The 19,937-nt window shown below is 74.3% G+C and carries 24 protein-coding genes and 1 riboswitch; of the genes, 10 read left to right on the top strand and 14 right to left on the bottom strand.

The features are described 5' to 3' along the window. Positions 1 to 132 precede the first annotated feature (132 nt). On the bottom strand, positions 133 to 1,017 hold the full coding sequence (locus tag ACWD3O_RS17495; protein ID WP_451413508.1) for a universal stress protein: 885 nt from the start codon (positions 1,015 to 1,017) through the stop codon (positions 133 to 135). Between the two features lie 167 nt (positions 1,018 to 1,184). Next, entirely contained in the window at positions 1,185 to 2,558 is a 1,374-nt protein-coding gene (locus ACWD3O_RS17500) for an alkaline phosphatase PhoX (RefSeq protein WP_451416453.1), read from the bottom strand. 188 nt (positions 2,559 to 2,746) lie between these two features. Then, a riboswitch (guanidine-III (ykkC-III) riboswitch) is annotated at positions 2,747 to 2,810 on the top strand. Positions 2,811 to 2,845: 35 nt separating this feature from the next. On the opposite strand from ACWD3O_RS17500, the gene ACWD3O_RS17505 reads away from it, so the two are divergent. Next, positions 2,846 to 3,163, top strand: a complete 318-nt coding sequence (locus tag ACWD3O_RS17505) for a DMT family transporter (protein ID WP_451416454.1) — start codon at positions 2,846 to 2,848, stop codon at positions 3,161 to 3,163. 25 nt (positions 3,164 to 3,188) lie between these two features. Here the strand turns inward: ACWD3O_RS17505 and ACWD3O_RS17510 are convergent, their stop codons facing one another. Then, a complete protein-coding gene (locus ACWD3O_RS17510; RefSeq protein ID WP_451416455.1) occupies positions 3,189 to 3,938 on the bottom strand; it encodes an ABC transporter permease in 750 nt (249 codons plus the stop codon). A gap of 2 nt (positions 3,939 to 3,940) precedes the next feature. Next, positions 3,941 to 4,882, bottom strand: coding sequence for an ATP-binding cassette domain-containing protein (locus ACWD3O_RS17515; RefSeq protein ID WP_451416456.1), 942 nt, complete (start codon positions 4,880 to 4,882; stop codon positions 3,941 to 3,943). 108 nt (positions 4,883 to 4,990) lie between these two features. Between ACWD3O_RS17515 and ACWD3O_RS17520 the strand changes: the two genes are divergently transcribed. Both ACWD3O_RS17520 and ACWD3O_RS17525 read left to right on the top strand, forming a co-directional pair. Further along, positions 4,991 to 6,274 (top strand): sensor histidine kinase, encoded by a 1,284-nt coding sequence (locus ACWD3O_RS17520; protein ID WP_451416457.1) that lies wholly within the window; start codon positions 4,991 to 4,993, stop codon positions 6,272 to 6,274. 14 nt (positions 6,275 to 6,288) lie between these two features. Then, the gene (locus ACWD3O_RS17525; RefSeq protein ID WP_451413502.1) at positions 6,289 to 6,951 is read left to right on the top strand and encodes a response regulator; all 663 of its coding nucleotides are present in this window, start codon (positions 6,289 to 6,291) and stop codon (positions 6,949 to 6,951) included. Between the two features lie 60 nt (positions 6,952 to 7,011). Here the strand turns inward: ACWD3O_RS17525 and ACWD3O_RS17530 are convergent, their stop codons facing one another. Together ACWD3O_RS17530 and ACWD3O_RS17535 are read right to left on the bottom strand one after the other, a co-directional pair. Next, positions 7,012 to 7,215: a type II toxin-antitoxin system VapB family antitoxin gene (locus ACWD3O_RS17530; RefSeq protein ID WP_451413501.1), complete on the bottom strand. Its 204-nt coding sequence runs from the start codon at positions 7,213 to 7,215 to the stop codon at positions 7,012 to 7,014. Positions 7,216 to 7,265: 50 nt separating this feature from the next. Continuing rightward, the gene (locus tag ACWD3O_RS17535) at positions 7,266 to 7,973 is read right to left on the bottom strand and encodes a carbon-nitrogen hydrolase family protein (RefSeq protein WP_451413500.1); all 708 of its coding nucleotides are present in this window, start codon (positions 7,971 to 7,973) and stop codon (positions 7,266 to 7,268) included. A 118-nt stretch (positions 7,974 to 8,091) separates the two neighbouring features. Here ACWD3O_RS17535 and ACWD3O_RS17540 point away from each other — a divergent pair, with 118 nt between their 5' ends. Together ACWD3O_RS17540 and ACWD3O_RS17545 are read left to right on the top strand one after the other, a co-directional pair. Continuing rightward, positions 8,092 to 8,841 carry a hypothetical protein gene (locus tag ACWD3O_RS17540; RefSeq protein ID WP_451416458.1) on the top strand — a complete coding sequence of 250 codons (750 nt, stop codon included), beginning with the start codon at positions 8,092 to 8,094 and terminating at the stop codon, positions 8,839 to 8,841. 143 nt (positions 8,842 to 8,984) lie between these two features. Then, complete coding sequence (locus tag ACWD3O_RS17545) at positions 8,985 to 9,845, top strand: aldo/keto reductase (RefSeq protein WP_451416459.1); 861 nt, start codon at positions 8,985 to 8,987, stop codon at positions 9,843 to 9,845. Positions 9,846 to 9,867: 22 nt separating this feature from the next. On the opposite strand, the gene ACWD3O_RS17550 is transcribed toward ACWD3O_RS17545, so the two are convergent. The 4 genes from ACWD3O_RS17550 to ACWD3O_RS17565 form a co-directional block, all read right to left on the bottom strand. Further along, positions 9,868 to 10,626 carry a class I SAM-dependent methyltransferase gene (locus ACWD3O_RS17550; RefSeq protein ID WP_451416460.1) on the bottom strand — a complete coding sequence of 253 codons (759 nt, stop codon included), beginning with the start codon at positions 10,624 to 10,626 and terminating at the stop codon, positions 9,868 to 9,870. 271 nt (positions 10,627 to 10,897) lie between these two features. Next, positions 10,898 to 11,593 carry a DUF998 domain-containing protein gene (locus ACWD3O_RS17555; RefSeq protein WP_451416461.1) on the bottom strand — a complete coding sequence of 232 codons (696 nt, stop codon included), beginning with the start codon at positions 11,591 to 11,593 and terminating at the stop codon, positions 10,898 to 10,900. Between the two features lie 186 nt (positions 11,594 to 11,779). Then, a complete protein-coding gene (locus ACWD3O_RS17560; protein ID WP_451413495.1) occupies positions 11,780 to 12,193 on the bottom strand; it encodes a VOC family protein in 414 nt (137 codons plus the stop codon). A 10-nt stretch (positions 12,194 to 12,203) separates the two neighbouring features. Then, positions 12,204 to 12,623, bottom strand: coding sequence for a helix-turn-helix domain-containing protein (locus ACWD3O_RS17565; RefSeq protein WP_451413494.1), 420 nt, complete (start codon positions 12,621 to 12,623; stop codon positions 12,204 to 12,206). A 208-nt stretch (positions 12,624 to 12,831) separates the two neighbouring features. On the opposite strand from ACWD3O_RS17565, the gene ACWD3O_RS17570 reads away from it, so the two are divergent. Both ACWD3O_RS17570 and ACWD3O_RS17575 read left to right on the top strand, forming a co-directional pair. Further along, entirely contained in the window at positions 12,832 to 13,806 is a 975-nt protein-coding gene (locus tag ACWD3O_RS17570) for an LLM class F420-dependent oxidoreductase (RefSeq protein ID WP_451416462.1), read from the top strand. Between the two features lie 93 nt (positions 13,807 to 13,899). Continuing rightward, entirely contained in the window at positions 13,900 to 14,343 is a 444-nt protein-coding gene (locus ACWD3O_RS17575; RefSeq protein WP_451416463.1) for an SsgA family sporulation/cell division regulator, read from the top strand. A gap of 143 nt (positions 14,344 to 14,486) precedes the next feature. Here ACWD3O_RS17575 and ACWD3O_RS17580 read toward each other — a convergent pair whose 3' ends face one another. After that, positions 14,487 to 14,969: a DUF6328 family protein gene (locus tag ACWD3O_RS17580; protein ID WP_451413528.1), complete on the bottom strand. Its 483-nt coding sequence runs from the start codon at positions 14,967 to 14,969 to the stop codon at positions 14,487 to 14,489. Between the two features lie 820 nt (positions 14,970 to 15,789). On the opposite strand from ACWD3O_RS17580, the gene ACWD3O_RS17585 reads away from it, so the two are divergent. Both ACWD3O_RS17585 and ACWD3O_RS17590 read left to right on the top strand, forming a co-directional pair. Beyond that, positions 15,790 to 16,026 carry a hypothetical protein gene (locus ACWD3O_RS17585; RefSeq protein WP_451416464.1) on the top strand — a complete coding sequence of 79 codons (237 nt, stop codon included), beginning with the start codon at positions 15,790 to 15,792 and terminating at the stop codon, positions 16,024 to 16,026. A 144-nt stretch (positions 16,027 to 16,170) separates the two neighbouring features. Then, the gene (locus tag ACWD3O_RS17590; protein WP_451416465.1) at positions 16,171 to 16,518 is read left to right on the top strand and encodes a hypothetical protein; all 348 of its coding nucleotides are present in this window, start codon (positions 16,171 to 16,173) and stop codon (positions 16,516 to 16,518) included. An 81-nt stretch (positions 16,519 to 16,599) separates the two neighbouring features. Here the strand turns inward: ACWD3O_RS17590 and ACWD3O_RS17595 are convergent, their stop codons facing one another. After that, positions 16,600 to 17,583: an aldo/keto reductase gene (locus tag ACWD3O_RS17595; protein WP_451416466.1), complete on the bottom strand. Its 984-nt coding sequence runs from the start codon at positions 17,581 to 17,583 to the stop codon at positions 16,600 to 16,602. A 150-nt stretch (positions 17,584 to 17,733) separates the two neighbouring features. Between ACWD3O_RS17595 and ACWD3O_RS17600 the strand changes: the two genes are divergently transcribed. After that, positions 17,734 to 18,186 (top strand): SRPBCC family protein, encoded by a 453-nt coding sequence (locus ACWD3O_RS17600; protein WP_451416467.1) that lies wholly within the window; start codon positions 17,734 to 17,736, stop codon positions 18,184 to 18,186. Positions 18,187 to 18,211: 25 nt separating this feature from the next. Here the strand turns inward: ACWD3O_RS17600 and ACWD3O_RS17605 are convergent, their stop codons facing one another. Together ACWD3O_RS17605 and ACWD3O_RS17610 are read right to left on the bottom strand one after the other, a co-directional pair. Continuing rightward, positions 18,212 to 18,931, bottom strand: coding sequence for a ribonuclease H family protein (locus ACWD3O_RS17605; RefSeq protein WP_451413487.1), 720 nt, complete (start codon positions 18,929 to 18,931; stop codon positions 18,212 to 18,214). Positions 18,932 to 18,994: 63 nt separating this feature from the next. Further along, positions 18,995 to 19,792, bottom strand: a complete 798-nt coding sequence (locus tag ACWD3O_RS17610; protein ID WP_451416468.1) for a VOC family protein — start codon at positions 19,790 to 19,792, stop codon at positions 18,995 to 18,997. Between the last annotated feature and the right edge of the window lie 145 nt (positions 19,793 to 19,937).

Genomic DNA, 19,937 nt, shown 5'->3' on the forward strand with positions numbered 1-19,937 from the left:
CACGACCGGTCTCGCCCGGTCGTGCTCTGCCGTGCGGGCCGGGCGGAACCGGCCACGCGCCCGCGGCGGTGTGCGGGGGCGCGCGGCAATCTAACCCGTGACCTGCGCCGCCGGGAACCTGCCGAGGGGAACCTAAGCGGCCGGTCCCGGCGGGACGACGGCCACCGGGCAGGGCGCGTGGTGGATCACCGCGTCGGCGACGGAGCCGAGCCGGGTGCCGATCGCGGCGCGGTGGGCGCGGCGGCCGACCACCGTCATGCGGGCCCCGGACGACACCGACAGCAGCACCTCACCGGCGCTGCCCATCTCGACGTGCTCGCTCACCTGGACGTCCGGGTACCGCTCCTTCCAGGGCGCCAGCGCGGTGGCCAGCGCCTTCTGCTCGAACGGCACCGGACCGCCGGCCTCGTCGAGCAGTTTCAGGGAGCCGGGGCTGAAGGCGAAGACCGGCGGCAGCGACCAGGCCCGCACCGCGCGGACCGGGGCGCCGGACGCGGCGGCCGCCTCGAAGGCGAAGCGCAGCGCCTCGGCGCTGTCCTCGGGGTCGCCGTGCTGGCCGACGACGATCTCGCCCGTCGCGGCGGTCTCGTCCTTGACGTCGGCGCGGACCAGGACCACCGGCAGGTGGGCGTCGCTGATGACCTGGCGGCCGACGGAGCCCAGCAGGAAGCCGAGCAGCAGGCCCCGGCCGCGGGAGCCGAGCACCAGCATCTCCGCGCCGTCCGCGATCTCCAGCAGCCCGTCCACGGCCTCGCCGCGGTGGATGCGGGTGCTCACCGTCAGGCCCGGGTGGCGCTCGGACAGGCCGCGGACCGAGTCCTCGACGCCCTGCCGCACCCACCGCTCCTGCTCCTGGGAGCTGCCGCTCTCCTCCTCGGCGCCGCTCACCCGGCGCGGTTCCCAGGCGTGGGCGACCCTGAGCTCGACCCCCCGCCGGCCGGCCTCGACGGCGGCCCACTCCAGCGCGGCCAGGCTCTCCGGGGTTCCGTCCACTCCCGCGGCGATCGGACGGGTCATCAGCTGCCTCCCTGCTCACGGCCCTCGGCCGCTGTCGTGTCATGACGCACTCGCTCGGGACCAGTCTGGACCACGCGCGCCCGAAGATCACGGCGCGTCCGCCCCGCCCGCCGCGACGGCGGCGGGCCCGGGGGGCGGCACGCCGCGGGGCGGCCGCCCCCCGTTCGCTACCGGCGCCAGGGGCCGGTGACCGCGAAGGTGGTGCCGGGGTCGTAGCAGTTGAGGTACATGGTGCCGCCGTCCGGCGAGAAGGCGACGCCGGCGAACTCACCCCACTCCGGGTCCTCCGCGGTGCCGATGTTCTGCCGGTTGCGGGCCATGGTGCAGACCTCGCCGCGCCGGGTCACGCCGTAGACGTGCTGGGCGCCGCTGCCGTCCTCGCAGACCATCAGGGAACCGCCGGGCGCCAGGCAGATGTTGTCGGGGGACTCGCCGGGCAGCCGGACGTCCGCCCCGGGGCCGAAGACGACGACCAGGGTGAGGCGGCGGGAGCCCGGGTCGTAGCGCCAGACCTGGCCGTGGTGGTCGGCGCCGGAGCCCTCACGGGTGCGGGCGTAGGAGGAGACGAAGTACACGGAGCGTCCGCCCCAGTAGCAGCCCTCCAGCTTCTGCCCCCGGGTGACGCCGCCGGGGCCGTAGTCCTGGAGTCGCGTCGGAGTGCGGGCGGCGAGCGGGTCGGGCACGTCCACCCACGTGACGCCCCCGAAGCTCGCGCCGGGTTCGGCGACCACGGACAGGTCGGGCAGGTCCGGGACGCGCATCGCCTGCAGGCGTCCGCCGGCGCGGAGCGAACCGAGCCCGCCCTCGGGGCGGTGCGGCAGGAAGCGGTAGAAGAGCCCGAACGGCGCGACGAAGGCGTCCTCGGTCTCGTAGACGATGCCGTGGACGGGGTCGACGGCGACCGCCTCGTGCTGGAACCGGCCCATCGCGGTGAGCGGCACGGCGCCGCTGCGGCGCGGGTCGGCGGGGTCGACCTCGAAGATGAAGCCGTGGTCCTTGGCGTAGCCCGCGACCCCGGCCGTGTCCTCGGTCTCCTCGCAGGTCAGCCAGGTGCCCCACGGGGTGGGCCCGCCGCTGCAGTTGACGGCGGTGCCGGCGACGGCCACGCGTTCGTCCAGCACCCGGCCGCCGGGGCCGTCCAGGGTGAGCAGGGTGCAGCCGCCCTTGGCCGCGGGGTCGTAGGTCAGCCCGTCGACGGTGGGCACGCCGAGCGCGGCGGTGGAGCGGTTCTCGTGGTTGCGGACGAGGTGGACGCGGCCTCTCCTGCCGGGCAGCGCCGTCATGCCGTCGCAGTGGGAGGGAACAGGGCCCTCGCCGGAGCGGAGGGCGTCGCCCTCGCGGGAGAGCACCCGGTAGCGGAAACCTTTCGGCAGGTCGAGCAGGCCGTCGGGGTCGGGGACCAGCGGGCCGTACCCCTCCTCGGTGAGCGGCAGCGCGGCGGCGGCGGACGCGGAGAAGAGTTCCGCGACGGCCCCCGAGACGACGACGCCCGCTCCGAGGGCACCGGAGCGGGCGAGCATCTGACGTCGTGTGGCGGACATGTGCGACCTTCCTGCTGGCGGACAGGACTGTGATCAGCCGTGTGTACCACGTCACTCCGGCGCCCGTGAACCACGCGCACCACACGCCTTTTCGGGGCAGGTGTCGCGGATGCGCTCAGGGGGTGCGGGTGTGGTCCGGGCCTCGGGAAGCGGCTCCGCGCACCGCGCGCACCCCGTGTTAGCCTCGATCGTGGTCGCCCCGCGCGGCCCCGGACGAGCGCGTCGTACCCGGTCAGGACAAGACGGCGTAGCGATCACCGTCGTCTCGTCCGAAAGGTGCCGCCGTCATGTCGGCCTGGCTCGTACTGATCGTCTCCGGTCTGCTCGAAACCGTCTGGGCGGTCGCCCTGAGCGCCTCGCGCGGGTTCTCCCGCCTCGTTCCCTCCGTGATCTTCGCCGTCGCCCTGCTGCTCAGCATGGGCGGGCTGTCCTACGCCCTGCGCTCGGTGCCCATCGGCACCGGCTACGCGGTCTGGGTCGGCATCGGCGCCGTCGGCACCGCGCTCTACGGGATGGCCTTCCTGCACGAGCCCGCCACCGCCGCCCGTCTGCTCTGCCTGGCGCTGATCGTGGGCGGGGTGGTCGGGCTCAAGTTCCTGCACTGACCCGCCGCGCCGGGACGCCGGAGGCTCAGGCGTCCCGGCGCCGCACCGCCCACCACCCGGCGAGGAGCGCGGCGGCGGCCCACAGGGCGGTCACGCCGAGCCCCTCCCAGGGGCCGAGCGGGCCCGGCGAGGTCTCGCGGAAGAAGTGGCTGCCGGCCCGGTCGGGCAGGTAGGCGCCGATCCCGCCGGCCGCGTCGCCGAGCACGAAGGACCCGACCAGGATGAACGGGACCAGGATGCCGAGCGTGCCGACCGCGCTGCGCAGCAGGAAGGTGAGGCCGGTGGCCAGCAGCGTCATCAGCACCAGGTAGACCGCCCCACCGGCGCAGGCCTGGAGCACGCCGGGGTGGTCGAGGCCGATCGCGTGGTCGCCGATCAGCGCCTGGCCGACGAGGAAGGCCGTGAAGGTCGTCGGCACGGCGACCAGCAGGGCGGTGACGGCGATCACCGCGGTCTTGGACCAGTACAGCAGTCCGCGCCGCGGCACGGCCGCCAGCGAGACCCGCAGGGCGCCCTCCCGGTACTCGGAGGACACGGCGGTGGCCCCGTAGGCGAGGGCGGCCACCTGCGCGAAGTTGAGCGTGTAGAAGGCCTCCTTCACCTGCCGGCCGCCGCCGGCCGCCTCGGCCTCGGCCTCGCCGATGGTGCCGTAGGTCAGGACGGTGAGGGCGGTGGTGACGAGCAGGACCGCCAGCAGCGAGCCCCAGCTCGCGCGCACCGACCTGATCTTGATCCACTCCGATCGGAGCACGGGGGTGGCGGACGCGAAGGACATGGTCAGGCCTCCTGGGGGCTGGTCGGGGTGCGGGGGGACGGGGTGGCGAACTCGGCCGCCCCGGAGGTGAGCGTGAGGTAGGCGTCCTCCAACGACACGCGCAGGTCGAGGAGTTCGAAGACGGGGATGCCCTCCCTGGCGCCTGCCGCGCCGACCTCCTCGGCGGTGGCGCCCTCCACCACCCACCGGCCGCCCTCGGCCTCGCGGGTCTCGTGGCCCTTGGCGGCCATGCTCGCCCGCAGCCGCGCCGGGTCGCTGGTGCGGACCTGGACGCGCGGGGCCGAGTGCGCGTCGACGAACGCCTCGGCGCCCACGTCGGCGAGCAGCCGCCCGCGTCCCAGCACCAGCAGGTGGTCGGCGACGGCGGCCGTCTCGTTCATCAGGTGGCTGGACATCAGCACGGTGCGGCCCTCTCCGGCGAGCCGGCGCAGCAGTTGCCGCATCCACACGAACCCTTCGGGGTCGAGGCCGTTGGTCGGCTCGTCCAGCATCAGCACCGGCGGGTCGCCGAGCAGCGCGGCGGCGATGCCGAGGCGCTGGCGCATGCCGAGCGAGAACGTCCTGACGCGGCGCCCGGCCACCGAGGCGATCCCGGCCTCCTCCAGCACCTCGTCGACCCGGCGGGCCGGGATCCGGTTGCTCGCCGCGAGGAAGCGGAGGTGGTCGCGGGCGGTGCGCGAGGGGTGGGCGGAGTGGGCGTCCAGCAGGGCGCCGACGGTGCGCAGCGGGGACTCCAGGGTGGTGTAGTCCCGCCCGCCCACGGTGGCGGTGCCGGAGGTCGGCCGGTCCAGGCCGAGGACGAGCCGCATGGTGGTGGACTTGCCCGCGCCGTTGGGACCGAGGAACCCGGTGACCCGCCCGGGCCCGACCGTGCAGGTGAGGTGGTCGACGGCCCGGGCGCCGCCGTACTCCTTCGTGAGCTCAACGAGCTGGATGCTGGTCATGGCCACCAGCCTGTCGGCGCGTCCTGCCGGGGAGATCCCCCGCCGGTGGGGAACGTCTCCCACGTGCGGGGGAGCCGCCGCCGGCGGCGGCTCTGGCAGCATGTCGGGGTGCCCCGGATCCTGCGACCCCTGACCCGTGCGGTGACCTGGACCCGCTGGCTCCACCTGCTGGTGGCGGCGGTGATCCCGCTGGTCGTCGCCTTCGCCCATCCGGGGTTCGTCGGCCTGACCTGGATCGACTGGGTGATCGTGGCGGTGCAGCCGATCCCCCTGCTGCTGCTGGTGGCCATGCTGCCGGCGACCCGGCGCGCGGAGGGCCTGCAGGCGCGGCTGATGCTCTTCCCCGGCCCGCACGCCAGGGGCGCGGACGGTTCCCCCGACGACCACGGCCAGGGCGGGGACGGTCTCCGCCACGCCCGGGGAGGGGACGGTCTCCCCGACGACGGCACCGGCATCACGACGGCTCCGTCCGCGTCGTGGAGCGACCGCCTGCGCACGGGCCTGTGGCTGGTGCTGCGGCTCGAGCTGGGGTTCCTGGTGGGCGTGGCGTCCAACCTGGGCGGCGGTCTCTTCCTGGCGTGCCTCGGCGCGGCCTTCGGCGACCCCGGCGTCGCCCAGGTGCTCCGCCTGCCCGGCACGGGCTGGTGGTACGGCCTGCTCGCGCTGGTGGACGTCCTGGTGCTGCTGGCCGTGGTGACCGCCGCCGGGGAGCTCGCGGCGCGGGCCGCCCAGCGGCTCCTGGGTCCTTCGCCCCGGGAACGTCTCGCCGAGCTGGAGGAGCGTACGGAGCGGCTGCTGGAGCGCAACCGCATCGCCCGCGAGCTGCACGACTCCATCGGGCACGCCCTCACCCTGGCCGTGGTGCAGGCCGGCGCGGCCCGTGCGGCGGGGAACCGGGAGTTCACCGACCGGGCGCTGGACGCCATCGAGGAGACGGGGCGGGCCGCGTTGGAGGACCTGGAGCGGGTCCTGGTGGTGCTGCGCGAGCCGGCCCGTCCGGCGGGCCCCCGGCCCGGGCTGGGCGAGGCCGGCCGGCTGCTGGAGTCCGCCCGGTCCTCGGGCGCGCGGGTCGAGGCCGAGGTGACGGGACCGCTGGAGCGCGTGCCGGGTCCGGTGTCCCGGGAGGGTTACCGGATGCTCCAGGAGGCGCTGACCAACGCGCTGCGCCATGCCGGTCCGGTGCCCGTCCGGGTGCGGATCGCGGTGGAGGAGGCCAGGCTGCGGCTGGACGTGCGGAATCCGCTCCCCCTGGAGGGCGCCGGGGCCGCCGTCCGGGGCGGCGGCAGCGGGGTCCGCGGCATTCGGGAGCGGGCCGCGCTGCTCGGCGGCGAGGCCGGCGCCGGGGCCGAGGACGGCCTGTGGGTGCTCCGTGTCGATCTTCCGCTGACCTGACCTAGGCTGCGGGAATGCCTGTCACCGTGCTCCTGGTCGACGACGAACCGCTGGTGCGGACGGGTCTGCGCGCCGTGCTCGAGGCGCAGCCCGGCCTCGAGGTGGTCGGGGAGGCCGCCGACGGGGCGGCCGTGATCCCGTTGGTGCGCCGGCTGCGGCCCGACGTGGTGATGATGGACGTGCGGATGCCGCTGATGGACGGCATCGAGGCGACCCGGGCGGTACTGCGCACGGTTCCGGACCCGCCGAAGATCCTGGTGGTCACCACGTTCGAGAACGACGAGTACGTGTACGGCGCGCTGCGGGCGGGCGCCGACGGGTTCCTGCTCAAGCGCGCCCGCCCCACCGAGATCGTGCACGCGGTGCGGCTGGTGGCCGAGGGCGATTCGCTGCTCTTCCCCGCGGCGCTGCGGCGCTTGGCGGCCTCCCACGGCGAGGCGCGCGGCAACGCCGGGGCCCGGGCGCGGCTGGAGCGCGCGGACCTCACCGAGCGGGAGGCGGAGGTCCTGCGCCTGATGGCCCGGGGCCTGTCCAACGCGGAGATCGCCGAGCGGCTGTTCGTGGGCACCGAGACGGTGAAGTCGCACGTCAGCGGTGTGCTCGCCAAGGTGGGCGTGCGGGACCGCACGCAGGCGGTGATCGTCGCCTACGAGTCGGGATTCGTCTCCCCCGGCTGAGCCGGCCCGTCCCCGCCCGCCTGGGCGGTCCCGGCCGGGCCGCGGGGTCCCGGCGGCCGGTCAGCCGCTGTGCGGTTCCTGGGGCTGGGAGTCGACGTCGCGGAGGCGTTCGTCCTTGAGCTCGGTTCGGGCCTCGGTGCGGTGACCGCGGGCGATGTAGTCGCGGATCACCAACTCCACGGCGTCCTGCGGGGTGTTGGTCCCCGACAGGACCATCACCTCCACGACGAGCTCGGCGTCCAGGCTGACGGCGACCTTGGCCACGGCTCTCCTCCTGCCCCCGGCCCGCCGGGTGGACGGGCTCTGAGGGGACTCTAGCCGTTGTCCGCCCCGTGCACGACGGCCCGGGCCAGGTCGCCGGGGAGGTCGCTCGCCTCGGCGAGCAGGGTGCCGTCGGCCGCCCAGACGCCCGAGCGGCCGGAGGTGCGGTCGAAACCGCCGCCGGTGGGGCCGGCGAAGGCGGCGGTGGCCACCCAGACGCCGTGGTCGGTGGCGGCCCGGCGGGCCCGCTCGCCGTGCACCTCGGCCTCGGTGTCGGCGTGCACCACGCCGGCCACGTAGCCGTCCATGCCGAGGGCGGCGGTGGCTGCCGCGTGCTCGGGCAGGCCGGTGTCCCGGCAGACGGCGAGGCCCAGCCGCACGCCGTCCACCTCGAGCACGGTGGGCTCGCCGGGCAGGAAGTGGTCGGCCTCGGCCCCGTACAGGTGCGTCTTGCCGTACACCACGCGGGCCCCCTCGCCGTCCACGGCGAGCACCCCGATGTGCGGTCCGGGGACCGGCGCGCCGACCAGGGCCAGCGAGCCGGTCTCGGCGCAGGCGGCGACCAGGGGCGCCAGGCGCTCGTCGTCGGGGGCGACCGGGGCCGCGTCCAGCTCGTAGCCGGTGAGGGAGAGTTCGGGGAACACCACGACCCTGGCCCGCGCGGCCCGTACCGCCTCGGCGTGGGCGACGGCGTTGCCCGTCACGTCGTGGGCCACGCAGCGGGGCTGCGCGACGGCGATGGTCAGGGCTGCGCCGGCCATGAGCGTCCTTCCGGAAGTCGTTGTGCCTGGTCATCCTATGGGGCGATGAGAAGGGCGACGCGCCCGGCGATCGCGGCCGAAGCCGGGCGGAGAGGGCAGGTCGCCCTAGATTCGTCGCATGGGTCACTGGCTGTACCGGAACATCGTCGAGCCCGGCAAGCTCCCCCTGCTGCTCGCCCTCACGGCCTTCGTGATCACCTTCGCGGTCACCCGGCTGGTGACCCGGATGATCCGGGCGGGGCGGGGGCCGTTCCGTGACGTGGAGAGCGGTGGGGTCCACGTCCACCATGTCGTGCCGGGGGTGATCCTCACGGTTGCGGGCGGCTTCGGCGCGGTGGCGAGCGGCAGCCACGGCTTCGGCGCCTGCGCGGCGGCGGTGGTCTTCGGGGTGGGCGCGGGGCTGGTGCTCGACGAGTTCGCGCTGATCCTGCACCTGGCCGACGTGTACTGGTCGGAGGCGGGCCGCAGGAGCGTCGAGGTGGTGGTGATCACCGCGGCGCTGGCCGGGCTGCTGCTGGCCGGGTTCCTGCCGTTCGGGGTGAACGGCCTGGACGAGGACGACCGGGACGGCCGGGGCACCCTGGTGGGCACCGTCGTGGCGCACTTCCTCCTCGCCCTGGTGGCCCTGACCAAGGGGAAGGCGCGGACGGCCGTCTTCGGTATGGTCGTCCCCTTCGTCGCCCTGTTCGGCGCGGTGCGTCTCGCCCGCCCCGGGTCGCCCTGGGCCCGCCGTCTCTACCGCAACCGGCCCCGTACCCTGGCCCGCGCCGAGCGCCGGGTGCGGCGGCACGAACAGCGCTGGTCGGGCCGCCTGCGCACGGTGCAGGACTGGATCGGGGGACGCCCGGACAAGGAGGGCCCCGGGTGAATCCCGCACACGGGGGTCCATCGCTTTGTAGGGTGACGCCTGATCAGCAACCGGCTCACCGATCTGATCAGCAACCGGCTCACCGGCCTGATCAGCAACCGGCTCACCACCCCGGTCACGCACCGGTCGTCCAAGGGGGACCCATGTCCGACCGCACCCACCTCGACCACCCGCCGGTGGCGGGCCTGGTGCCCGGTGGCTCCGGACTGCCGGTCGGACGGGTCGGGTTCGGTGCCATGCGCCTGCCCGCGGCTCCGGGCCCCGGCCGCGAGCGGGCCCTCGCGGTGGCGCGCCGCGCGGTCGGACTCGGCGTTCCCCTGATCGACACGGCCTTCATGTACGGGTGGGGCGCCAACGAGGAACTGCTCGCGGAGGCGCTGCACCCGTACCCCGAGGGCCTGCTGATCGCCACCAAGGTCGGCATCGTGCCGTCCGAGGAGGGCGAGGGCTGGGCCCACGACGGCCGCCCCGAGAGTCTGCGCCGGCAGACCGAACAGGCGCTGCGCAGGCTGCGCCTGGAGCGCGTGGAGCTGCTGCAGCTGCACCGGCTCGACCCGGCGGTGCCGGTGGCGGACCAGGTCGGGGCGTTGCGGGAGCTGCGCGACGCCGGCCTGGTGGGCGGCATCGGGCTCTCCGAGGTGACGGTGGAGCAGCTCGCCGAGGCGCGGAGGACGGCGGCGATCGCGAGCGTGCAGAACCGGTACAACCTGTTCGACCGGGAGCACGAGGGGGTGCTTGAGCTGTGCGAGGCGGCGGGGATCGCCTTCCTGCCGTGGCGGCCCGTCGCGGCGGAGCGGTCCGCGGAGGTCGACGCCGTGGCCGCCGAGCTGGGGGCCACGCCGCAGCAGGTGCTGCTGGCGTGGCTGCTGGCGCGTTCGCCGGTGATGCTGCCGATCCCCGGCACGGCGTCGGCGGCCCACCTGGAGGAGAACGTCGCGGCGGGCGCCCTGCGGCTCACGGACGACCTGCGGGCCCGCCTGGACCGGGCCGCGGCCGGGGTCTAGGGGCTCCGGCCCGGGGGTGTCCTCAGGCAGGCGGCGGCCCCGCCTTGCGGAAGAGGGCGGCCCACAGAAACGGCTCGCCGAACGTTCCGGAGGCGGGGTCCGGCTTCCGCATCCGGCGGAGCTCGGCCTCGGCCAGGTCGGAGAAGATCCAGCGGAGGTCGTCGGCGCCGTAGGCCACTCCCCCGTGCAGGCGGGCCTCCCGGTAGAGGTCGAGGTCGGAGAGCTCGGAGCCGGAGTCCTCCGACCCCGTCGCGAAGCAGCTCAGCCCGAAGGCGCCGCCGGGGGCCAGGAACCGGTCGAGGAACGCCAGGTAGCTGACGCGCCGGTGCGGGGGCAGGTGGTGGAAGCAGCCCGAGTCGTAGATCAGGTCGTAGGGGCCGTCGAGGTCCCGCTCGGTCAGGGTGAACGCGTCGGCGCGGTGGAAGGCGGCCCGGACCCCCGCGTCCTCGGCCCGTTCCCGCGCCCAGGCCAGCGCCTTCGGCGACAGGTCGACGGCGTCCACGGTGAAGCCGTGCCGCGCCAGCAGCAGGGTGTTGCGCCCCGCACCGCACCCGAGGTCGAGGGCGCGGGCCCGGGCACCGTGGGTGACGGTGCCGTCCTCCAGCCAGGACGCCAGGCTCTCGTCGGGCCGCGCGACGAAGAACGGCACGCCCCGCGAGCGGTCGGCGTAGAACCGGTCCCACCAGTCGGCTCCGCCGTCGTCGGTCCACCGGTCCGCGCCGGGCGCGAACAGCCCGTCCATCAGCCGGAGGACATCGTCCACGGTACGAATGCTGCGCATGCTCCGAGGGGTGCGATCCATCCGCAAATCCTATTCCCCCATGGCCAGTTGCCCCAGGCCCGTCGGAGTTCCGCGCGGCACCTCCCGGACGTGCGCCGCACCTCCGGTACGGCTGTGCGCGGCGTCCCGGTCCGGGAGGCCGCGCACGCCGCCGAGTGCGGGTCGCACGTCGTCGGCGGGGCCGTCAGTCGCCGTCGGCCCAGAAGGAGTCGGGCCGGCGCTGGAGGTCCTGTACTGGTGCGGCCTCGAACCGCCCTCCGGCGGAACCTGATCAGGTGCGGCGTCCGCTTCCCCCGGGCAGGGGTGCGGGGCGGACGGACCGTGTCACCGGGTGCTCCCGGCCCACCCGGCCGAGGAGACCGGCGAGCCCCAGGGCGAAGGCCCACAGGAGCAGGGGGAAGGCGGCGACGCGTTCCATGCCACCCATGCCCAGGCCGAGGTACTCACGCACCAGCAGCAGGCCGCAGGCGGCGAAGGCGGTGAGGCCCAGGGCGGCCGCGGCGTGGCGCCAGGCGCGGGACACCCGGTCCGCGAGGCCGCCCGCCGCGAGGACGAGGCCCACGTTGCCCGCGCCCATCGCCAGGAGGGCGCCCAGGACGTGGAGGCTCTCGGCGGAGTCCGCGGGGGCCAGGCCGACCAGGGCGAAGCCCGCCGCCGCGGCGGCCAGCAGGCCGCGGGAGGCCGCCGCGGCCGGTCCGCCGCCCCACCACGGGCGGGTGAGGAGCACTCCGGCCAGGAACAGCGCGCCGAGGGCGACGAACGAGCCGTTCATCAGGGCGTGCTGGGGCGAGCAGACGTAGCGGGGGTCGGCGTCGCCCTGGACGGCGCAGCGGACGTTGCCCAGGTCGCTGATGTTGTGCGCCGACCAGCTGTACGGCCGTGTCCAGGCGGTCTCGACGACGGCGTGGGCCGTGAAGAACTGCGCCACGCCGATCGCCCAGGCGGCGCCGCCGAGCCGAGCCGTCACCTGTGCCTCCCGGGGGCCGGGTGGGCCGGCCGGGCCGCGTCGCCGGCCCCGCCCGCCGCTTCCTCCTCATGCTCCCGGCCCGCGCCCCGGGAGGCGCGACGGGAGGGTGCGAACGGCTGACGTGCGGCTGGTGCCGCCGCGGGCGGCCCGGCCCCCGGCCGGTTGGGCGACCGGGGTGCGGCGCGGTCAGCGGGCCTGCTGGAAGCGGATCATGTTCCCGGCCGGGTCGCGGAAGGCGCAGTCCCGCACGCCGTAGTGCTGGTCGGTGGGTTCCTGGAGCACCTCGCCGGCGCCGCTGGAGCGGATGCGCTCGAAGGTGGCGTCGACGTCACCGGTGGCGAAGATGACGCCCCGCAGCAGCCCCTTGGCGAGCAGTTCCGCCATGGCCTGCTGGTCGGCGGGCGAGGCGTTCGGGTCGGCCAGCGGCGGCTCGAGCACCACGGCGACGTCGGGCTGCTCGGGGGATCCGAGGGTCACCCAGCGCATGTTCTCGAAGCCGACGTCGTTGCGGACCTCCAGCCCGAGGGCGTCCCGGTAGAAGGCGAGCGCCTTGTCGTGGTCGTCGACGGCGATGAAGCACTGCGAGAGTCTGATGTCCATGTGCTCCACGCTAGGCGCGGGGCCTGGTGTTCGCTTCTCCGTTCCTGACCGGTCGGGTGTAGAGCTTGGCGACGCACGGCGGGACGGCCGCCTCCGCCGAGTGGTCGCGGGCCCGGTAGGCGCTGGGGGTCTCCCCGACCAGCTCGGTGAAGCGCGAGCTGAAGGAGCCGAGGGAGGTGCAGCCGACCGCGAAGCAGACCTCGGTGACCGAGAGGTCGCCCCGGCGCAGCAGCGCCTTGGCCCGCTCGACGCGGCGGGTCATCAGGTAGCTGTACGGGGTCTCGCCGAAGGCGGCGCGGAAGCTTCGGGAGAAGTGCCCCGGCGACATCAGCGCGACCCGGGCCAGCGCCGGGACGTCCAGCGGCTCCGCGTAGTCGCGGTCCATCGTGTCACGCGCCCGGCGCAGCCGGACCAGATCCTCGAGCGTCACCCGTCCAGCCTCTCACGCGGCGTCGGTGGCGTTCGCGGCATCCGGGGCGCCGGTGGATCAGCGTTCGCGGACGCCCCAGGCGATGGTCTCGGGGTGGGGTTGCCCGGCTCCGCCGCATGACGCCGCGTCACGCGGCCCACGGTGCGGCACCCCCGGTCCCCGGCCACCCTCCCGGTTTCCTGTCCGCTTTGTCGGGAACGCGGCGGGCATGGTGCAAATCGGATACACGATGATGACCGAGCAGGCCGGACCGCGGGAGCTGGTCGGACATGTGGTGCGGGCCGAGGAGGCGGGCTTCGACTTCTCGGTGACCTCGGACCACTACTTCCCCTGGCTGCGCGAGCAGGGGCACTCCCCGTACGCCTGGTCGGTCCTGGGCGCGGCGGCGCAGGCGACCTCGCGGATCCCGCTGATGACGTACGTGACCTGCCCGACCTTCCGGTACCACCCGGCCGTGGTGGCCCAGAAGGCGGCGACCGTGCAGTTGCTCTCGCAGGGCCGGTTCCGGCTGGGGCTGGGGTCCGGGGAGAACCTCAACGAGCACGTGGTCGGCCAGGGCTGGCCGGCGGTGGACGTGCGGCACGAGCGGTTCGAGGAGGCGGTGGAGATCATCCGCGCCCTCTTCGACGGAGGTCACGTGACGTACCACGGGGAGCACTACCAGGTGGACTCCGCCAAGCTGTGGGACCTGCCCGACGAGCCGCCGCCCATCGGGATCGCGGTCTCCGGCGAGCAGTCGTGCGAGCTGGCCGGCCACTACGCCGACCTGGTGATCGCGACGGAGCCGAAGAAGGAGCTGCTGGACATGTTCGACCAGCACGGCGGCGAGGGCAAGCCGCGGGTCGGGCAGCTCCCGGTCTGCTTCGACCCGGACAAGGACGCCGCGGTCGGGCGGGCGCACGACATGTTCCGGTGGTTCGGGCTGGGCTGGAAGGTGAACGCCGAGCTCCCGCACCCGGACTCCTTCGCCGCGGCCACCCAGTTCGTGACGCCGGACGACGTGGCGTCGTCGATCCCCTGCGGTGACGACCCCGGGGCCTTCGTCGAGGCGGTGCGGCCGTACGTCGAGGCCGGTTTCACCGAGCTGGCCCTGGTCCAGATCGGCGGGGACGAGGCCCAGCACCCGTTCCTGGAGTGGTCGGAGCGCACCCTGCTGCCCGAGTTGCGCAACGCCTTCGGCTGACCCGTTGCCCCCTGGAAGTCGGTGGCCATGGGTGCGGGGAGTGGGGGTAACAGGGTGTGCACGGTACATCTTCCACTCCCCCCGGAGGTCTCGATGAAGTCGAGCGCGTTCGTGCACAGGGCCGTTGTGATGCAGCTCCAGTCCGGCGGGAGCGGCAGCGACGCCAACCGTTTCGCGGTGCTCGCGCACCTGAGCTACGACCGCGACGACCCGTTCGCCGTCACCGCGACCTTCAGCCACGACGGGCGGGTGCTGGCCCGCTGGCGCCTGGCCCGCGAGATGCTCGCGGAGGGGCTGCGCCGTCCCGTCGGCGAGGGGGACGTCCGCTTCTCCCCCCGTTACGCCCGCGGCTGGCACGAGCTGCGCATGGACTTCTACGGGGAGCACCGGGGCGACGGCGAACGTCACCACGCGGTGGTGCACGCCTGGGCGCCGGCGGTGGAGCGGTTCCTGGAGGAGAGCTACCGCGTGGTGGCTCCCGGCGGCGAGCACGTCGAGGTGGACGGCTTCCTCTCGGAGCTGCTGGCGAACGGATGACGTGACGCCTCCGGGGCACGCGCGCGACAACCGGCACCGCAGGGACCACCGCACGACGGAGACCACTGCACGACGAAGAGCACCGCACGGCATCGGAAAGGCCCGGCCCCGCAGAGGGGCCGGGCCTTCCGCGTGGGGGCCGGCTACTTGGAGGTGTAGCGGTAGCGGGTCCACAGCGGCAGCACGAACCAGCAGAGGATGTACCAGGCGAGCACGCCCGCGACGAGGAACGGCACGTAGCCGTCGTGGGTGGCGACGCGGAGGATGAGCAGGAGCGCCGAGGTCATGGTGCCGAGCAGGAGCACCAGCCCGGTGAAGGTGACCCGGGCCGCCCACTGGACGGCCTGCGGCTTCACGCGGCGGCCGGCGACGATGCGGTGCAGAGCGACGGGGGCGATGAGCGCGCCGGTCGTCAGGGCGCCGAGCACGACGGTGACGAGGTAGATCTTCCGGTCGGTGGAGCCGAGCTCCTCGTAGCCGGGCTGGAAGACGACGGTGAGGAGGAAGCCGAAGAGGATCTGCACGCCGGTCTGGGCGACCCTGACCTCCTGGATCAGCTCACCCCACTTCCGGTCGGCGGCCTCCTCCTGGGTCTCGTTGCGGCCTCTGTCGGGCCGCCGGCCTATGCCGCCGCCGAAGTCGTCCTCGTCGTCACCGGTTCGGTTGCCGGTCACCCTTCCTCCTGTCACCGGGGGCACTGTCGACAGCCCCTTCTGCCCAGAGTTCCCCGGGCCAACCGGTGTATGGGCGCACCTGGCGCGTCCGGGACGCCCCGAAAGGCCGCGCACCGGCGGCGGGCGCCGTAGCGGCGTGGTGACATCTCCCTGACCGGCACCGTTTCGACCCGATCGTCCCTTTTCCGGACCGGCGACGCGGGCGGGACGGCATGCCCCGCATCTCAAGGAGGACGACATGGGACTCGACCGCATATCCCTGCTGTGCCGCGCCGCCGCACCGATCCTGGCCACGGCCCTGCTCGCGGGCGCCGCGGCGACGGCCGCGGCGGCCGGCACGAGCGGTGACGACGGGGGCCACGGACACGGCCACGGCCACGGCCACGGGCAGCACGGCTGCTCGGAGACCTGCCCGAGCCCGGAACCCGGTCCTCCCGGTCCGGCCGGTCCCGCCGGACCCGCGGGCCCGGCGGGACCGGAGGGGGCAGCCGGACCGGCCGGGCCCGAAGGCCCCGCGGGGCAGCCCGGTCCCGCGGGACCGGAGGGCGCCGCGGGCCCGGCAGGTCCCCAGGGACCGGCAGGACCCGAGGGGCCCGAGGGGCCCGAGGGGCCGTCCGGACCCGAAGGACCGGCAGGCTCCACAGGACCGGAGGGACCGGCAGGACCGGAGGGACCGGCAGGACCCGAAGGACCCGAAGGACCGGCAGGACCCGAAGGACCGGCAGGACCCGAAGGCCCCGCGGGGCCGACTCTGCCGACCGAGATCCGTCAGGTGAGCCCCCTCCTGGCGACGGGTGTCAACACCGCGAGCGTCGACTGCCCGAGTGGCTCCTCCGTCACCGGCGGCGGCCTGGTGACCCCGCTCGGCGGCAACAACCTCACCACGCAGCTGTACCAGTCCTACCCCTCCGACGGGGACACCTGGACCGTGTCGTTCGTGAACTCGGCGGGGACCACCGGCACCTACACCGTCTACGCGGTGTGCATCCCCGTGACGGAAGCGGACTGACACCCCCCGGCAGCGCCCCGGCGGCGCCCCGCACCCCCCGGTCCCGGGCCGGATGCGGAGACTTCCGGTTTCGGGGATCGGACGCACGGTTACCCGTCGCACTGCAAGAAGCCAGGCGAATTCGGCCGAGGGGACCCGCGGAACATGACCGGCACACAGCTCACCATCACCCTCAGCGGCGGACACTGCACCGACGCGCAGGCCGTCCTCCGTGCGCTGGAGCCCGTCTTCGGTCCTCCGGACTCGCAGCCCAAGGACGAGCACGCCACGGTGCACACCGCCATCTTCGGCGGGTCGGAGGGTTCGGCCCCCACCCCGCCGGACGAGTCGGGACGCACCGGGGTCGCCGAGCCGGTGACCGTCACCCTGCAGGGCACGCCCGAGGCGGTCCACAAGGCGGGTGAGGCGCTCTCCGGGGCGTTCACCGTGCGCGACAAGGGAAGCGTCTCCGGGGACCAGGAGCTGGAGCAGGAGTTGCTCGTCGAGGCGTGACGGCCGCACCGCCGACGTCACGCCGAGGGCGGGGCCGTTCCGACACCGGAACGGCCCCGCCCTCGCTCGTGCCCGCGGTGACTACCAGCGGTTCTCGACCTGCTCCTTGATCCGGCTGTCGTAGAGGTCGCGGATGGCGGCCAGCGTCTCCTCGGAGAGCGGCGGCAGCGCGGCCGCGGCGGCGTTGGCGCGGGCCTGCTCCGGGTTGCGGGCGCCGGGGATCACCGTGGTGACGCCGGGCTGCTGCATGATCCAGCGCAGCGCCGTCTGGGCCGGGGTGAAGCCCGCGGGGGCCAGGCCGGAGAACTCCGCGGCGGCCTCGACACCGGTCTCGTAGTCGACGCCGGAGAAGGTCTCGCCCTGGTCGAAGGCCTCGCCGTGCCGGTTGAACGACCGGTGGTCGTTGGCGGCGAAGACCGTGTCCTTGGTGTACCGGCCGGAGAGCAGACCGGACGCCAGCGGGACACGGGCGATGATGCCGACGCCGGCCTCGCGGGCGGCGGGCAGCACCTCCAGCAGCGGCTTCATCCGGAACGGGTTCAGGATGATCTGCACGCTCGCCACGTTCGGCCGCGCGATGGCGGTGAGCGCCTCGGCGCAGGTCTCGACGCTCACGCCGTAGGCGGCGACGCGACCCTCCTCGACCAGGGTGTCCAGGGCGTCGAATACCTCGTCGGTGGAGTAGACGGGGGTGGGCGGGCAGTGCAGCTGGACCAGGTCGAGCCGGTCCACGCCGAGGTTGCGGCGGGAGCGGTCGTTCCAGGCCCGGAAGTTGTCAAGGACGTAGTTCTCCGGGATCTGGTCGACCCGGCGGCCCATCTTGGTGGCGACCGTGATGTCCAGGTCCGGGCGGCCGCGCAGGAAGGCGGCGATGGTCTGCTCGCTGCGCCCGTCGCCGTAGACGTCCGCGGTGTCGAAGAAGGTGATGCCGGACTCCGCCGCGGCATCGAGGACCGCCAGGGCGTCCTTCTCCTCGACGTCGCCCCAGTCCGCGCCCAACTGCCAGGTGCCGAGTCCGATGACCGAGAGACTCCGGTCCGACCTGCCGATTACTCGCTGTTCCATGCCGTCAGTCTGCCACGGGGCCCGGGCCGCCCCCACGGGGGCGGCGGTCGTCCCGGAGAGCGCCGTTCCGTTTCTTCCGGGCGACCCGGTTTGCCGGAGGGGCGGGCGGCAAGACGCAAGTCACGCAAGCTACACGAAGGAGGACATCACGTGTCCGTGATCGAGGAATCCATCGAGGTCCGAGTTCCTGTGCACACCGCGTACAACCAGTGGACGCAGTTCGAGACCTTCCCCGAGTTCATGAGCGGGGTCGAGCGGATCGAGCAGCGCACCGACACGCTCACGCACTGGGTCACCAAGGTGGACGGCGTCAAGCGGGAGTTCGACGCCGAGATCACCGAGCAGATCCCGGACGAGTGCGTCAGCTGGACCACCGTCGGCGGGGAGACCGAGCAGGAGGGCCGGGTGACCTTCCAGCCGGTCGCCCCCGGCGCCACCAAGGTGAACCTGCGCATGCGCCTCCAGCCGGAGGGCGCCGCCGAGAAGCTCGGCGACAAGCTGGGCTTCGTGGAGCGCAACGCCAAGGCCGACCTGCAGCGCTTCAAGAAGTTCATCGAGGAGCGCGGCACCGAGACCGGCGAGTGGCGCGGCACCGTCCTCTGACGGCGCCACGCCGACGAAGGCCGGTTCAGCCGGCCGCGCGGCACTCCGGATGGCCCCAGCCCTGGTCGTTCTTGGCGATGGACCCGCCCGCCGGATAGCCGCGTCCGCAGACTCCGCACCTGCCGGGGAACTTGGCCTTGATGGTCCGCGCCGACCCCCCGGCCGAGGCGGCCCGCCCGCCCGTACGCGCACCGCGCGTGCGGGCGGGCGTCTTCTTGCCCGCGGGCGTCGGCGAGGGCGGGGGCTCCGGCGATCCGAGGGCGCTGCCCGCGGGCTGCTGCTCGCTCGCCGCCTGACTGGCGGCCCGGTCCGCGAAGTCGTTGAGCGGGTCGCCGTCCACCTGGTGGGCGGCGACGTAGCGGAACTCGACGGTGCGTCCGGCGAGCAGTTCGTCGATCCGGACGACGAGTTCCCGGTTGGCGACCGGCTTGCCCGCGGCGGTCTTCCAGCCGTTGCGCTTCCAGCCGGGGAGCCAGGTGGTGACGGCCTTCATGGCGTACTGGGAGTCCATCCGGACCTCCAGCGGCACCGCGGGGTCGGTGGCGGCGAGCAGCCGCTCGAGGGCGGTCAGCTCGGCGATGTTGTTGGTGGCGGTGCCGAGGGGGCCGGCCTCCCAGCGGGTGGGGGTGTCCGGAGCGGTCCCGCTCTCGGCGAGGACCCACGCCCAGGCGGCGGGACCGGGGTTTCCCTTGCAGGCGCCGTCGCAGGCGGCGACCAGTCGTTCAGCACGCATGGATCCGATCATCCCACGCACGTCGCGCGGTCCCGTCCCCGAGGGGAACGGGACCGCGGGCCGGTGGGGCGACGGTCAGCCGACCTCGTTGAGCTGCGGCATCTCGCCCTCGGTCTTCTCCGGGTCGAGGAGCGAGAACGGCGCGCCCTGCGGGTCGGTAAGGGTGGCGAAGCGGCCGAAGGGGCTGGTCACCGGCCCGAACAGGACCTGGGCCCCCAGCTTCCCGGCCTTGGCGACGGCCTCGTCGCAGTCGGAGACCGTGAAGTAGACGTTGACGAACGCCGGGACCTCCGGCGGCAACTCGTCCGTCATCCGCAGCCGGCCGAGCAGCGGGGCGCCGTTCAGCTCGTAGACCCGGAAGTCGATCTCGCCGTCGGGCATGTCCTTCTGCGTGTAGGAGAAGACCTTCGGGAAGAAGCCGTCCGCCTTCCCGGCCTCGCGGGTGTAGATCTCGGCCCAGCAGTAGGCGCCGGGCGTGCCGACGGCGTCGAAGCCGGTGTGCTTGCCGGACTGCCAGAGGCCGAAGGCGACGCCGCCGGGGTCGCGGGCGATGCACATCGTGCCGAAGTCGGCGACCTGCATCGGCTCCAGGACGATCTCGCCGCCGTTCTCCCGGATACGCGCGGCGGTGGCCTCGGCGTCGGCGGTGGCGAGGTAGAGGCACCAGGCGGACTGCTCCTCGGCGCCGGGCATCGGCGGGACGACCGCGGCGACGGCCTTCCCGTCCGCGTAGGCCTCGGTGTAGTTGCCGAACTCGCTGCTGGACTCGCCGAAGGTCCAGCCGAGGACCTCGCCGTAGAACTTCTTGGCCCCCTCCAGGTCCGCGAACATCGCGTCCGCCCAGATCGGGGTGCCCTCGGGTTGTGCGGCCATGGTGCGGCCTCCGTTCGTGGTGGTTCGGTTCTCACGCTAGTCAGGTACGGCCCGCCCCGCGCGTCGGACGCCCGCCCGCGCGGCACCGGCCGCGTCCGGGCGGCGCCGCGGGCCGCGGGCCGCGGTCGGGCAGCGCCGGCCGAGA

It is taken from the genome of Streptomyces sp. NPDC002640 (genome assembly GCF_053592575.1).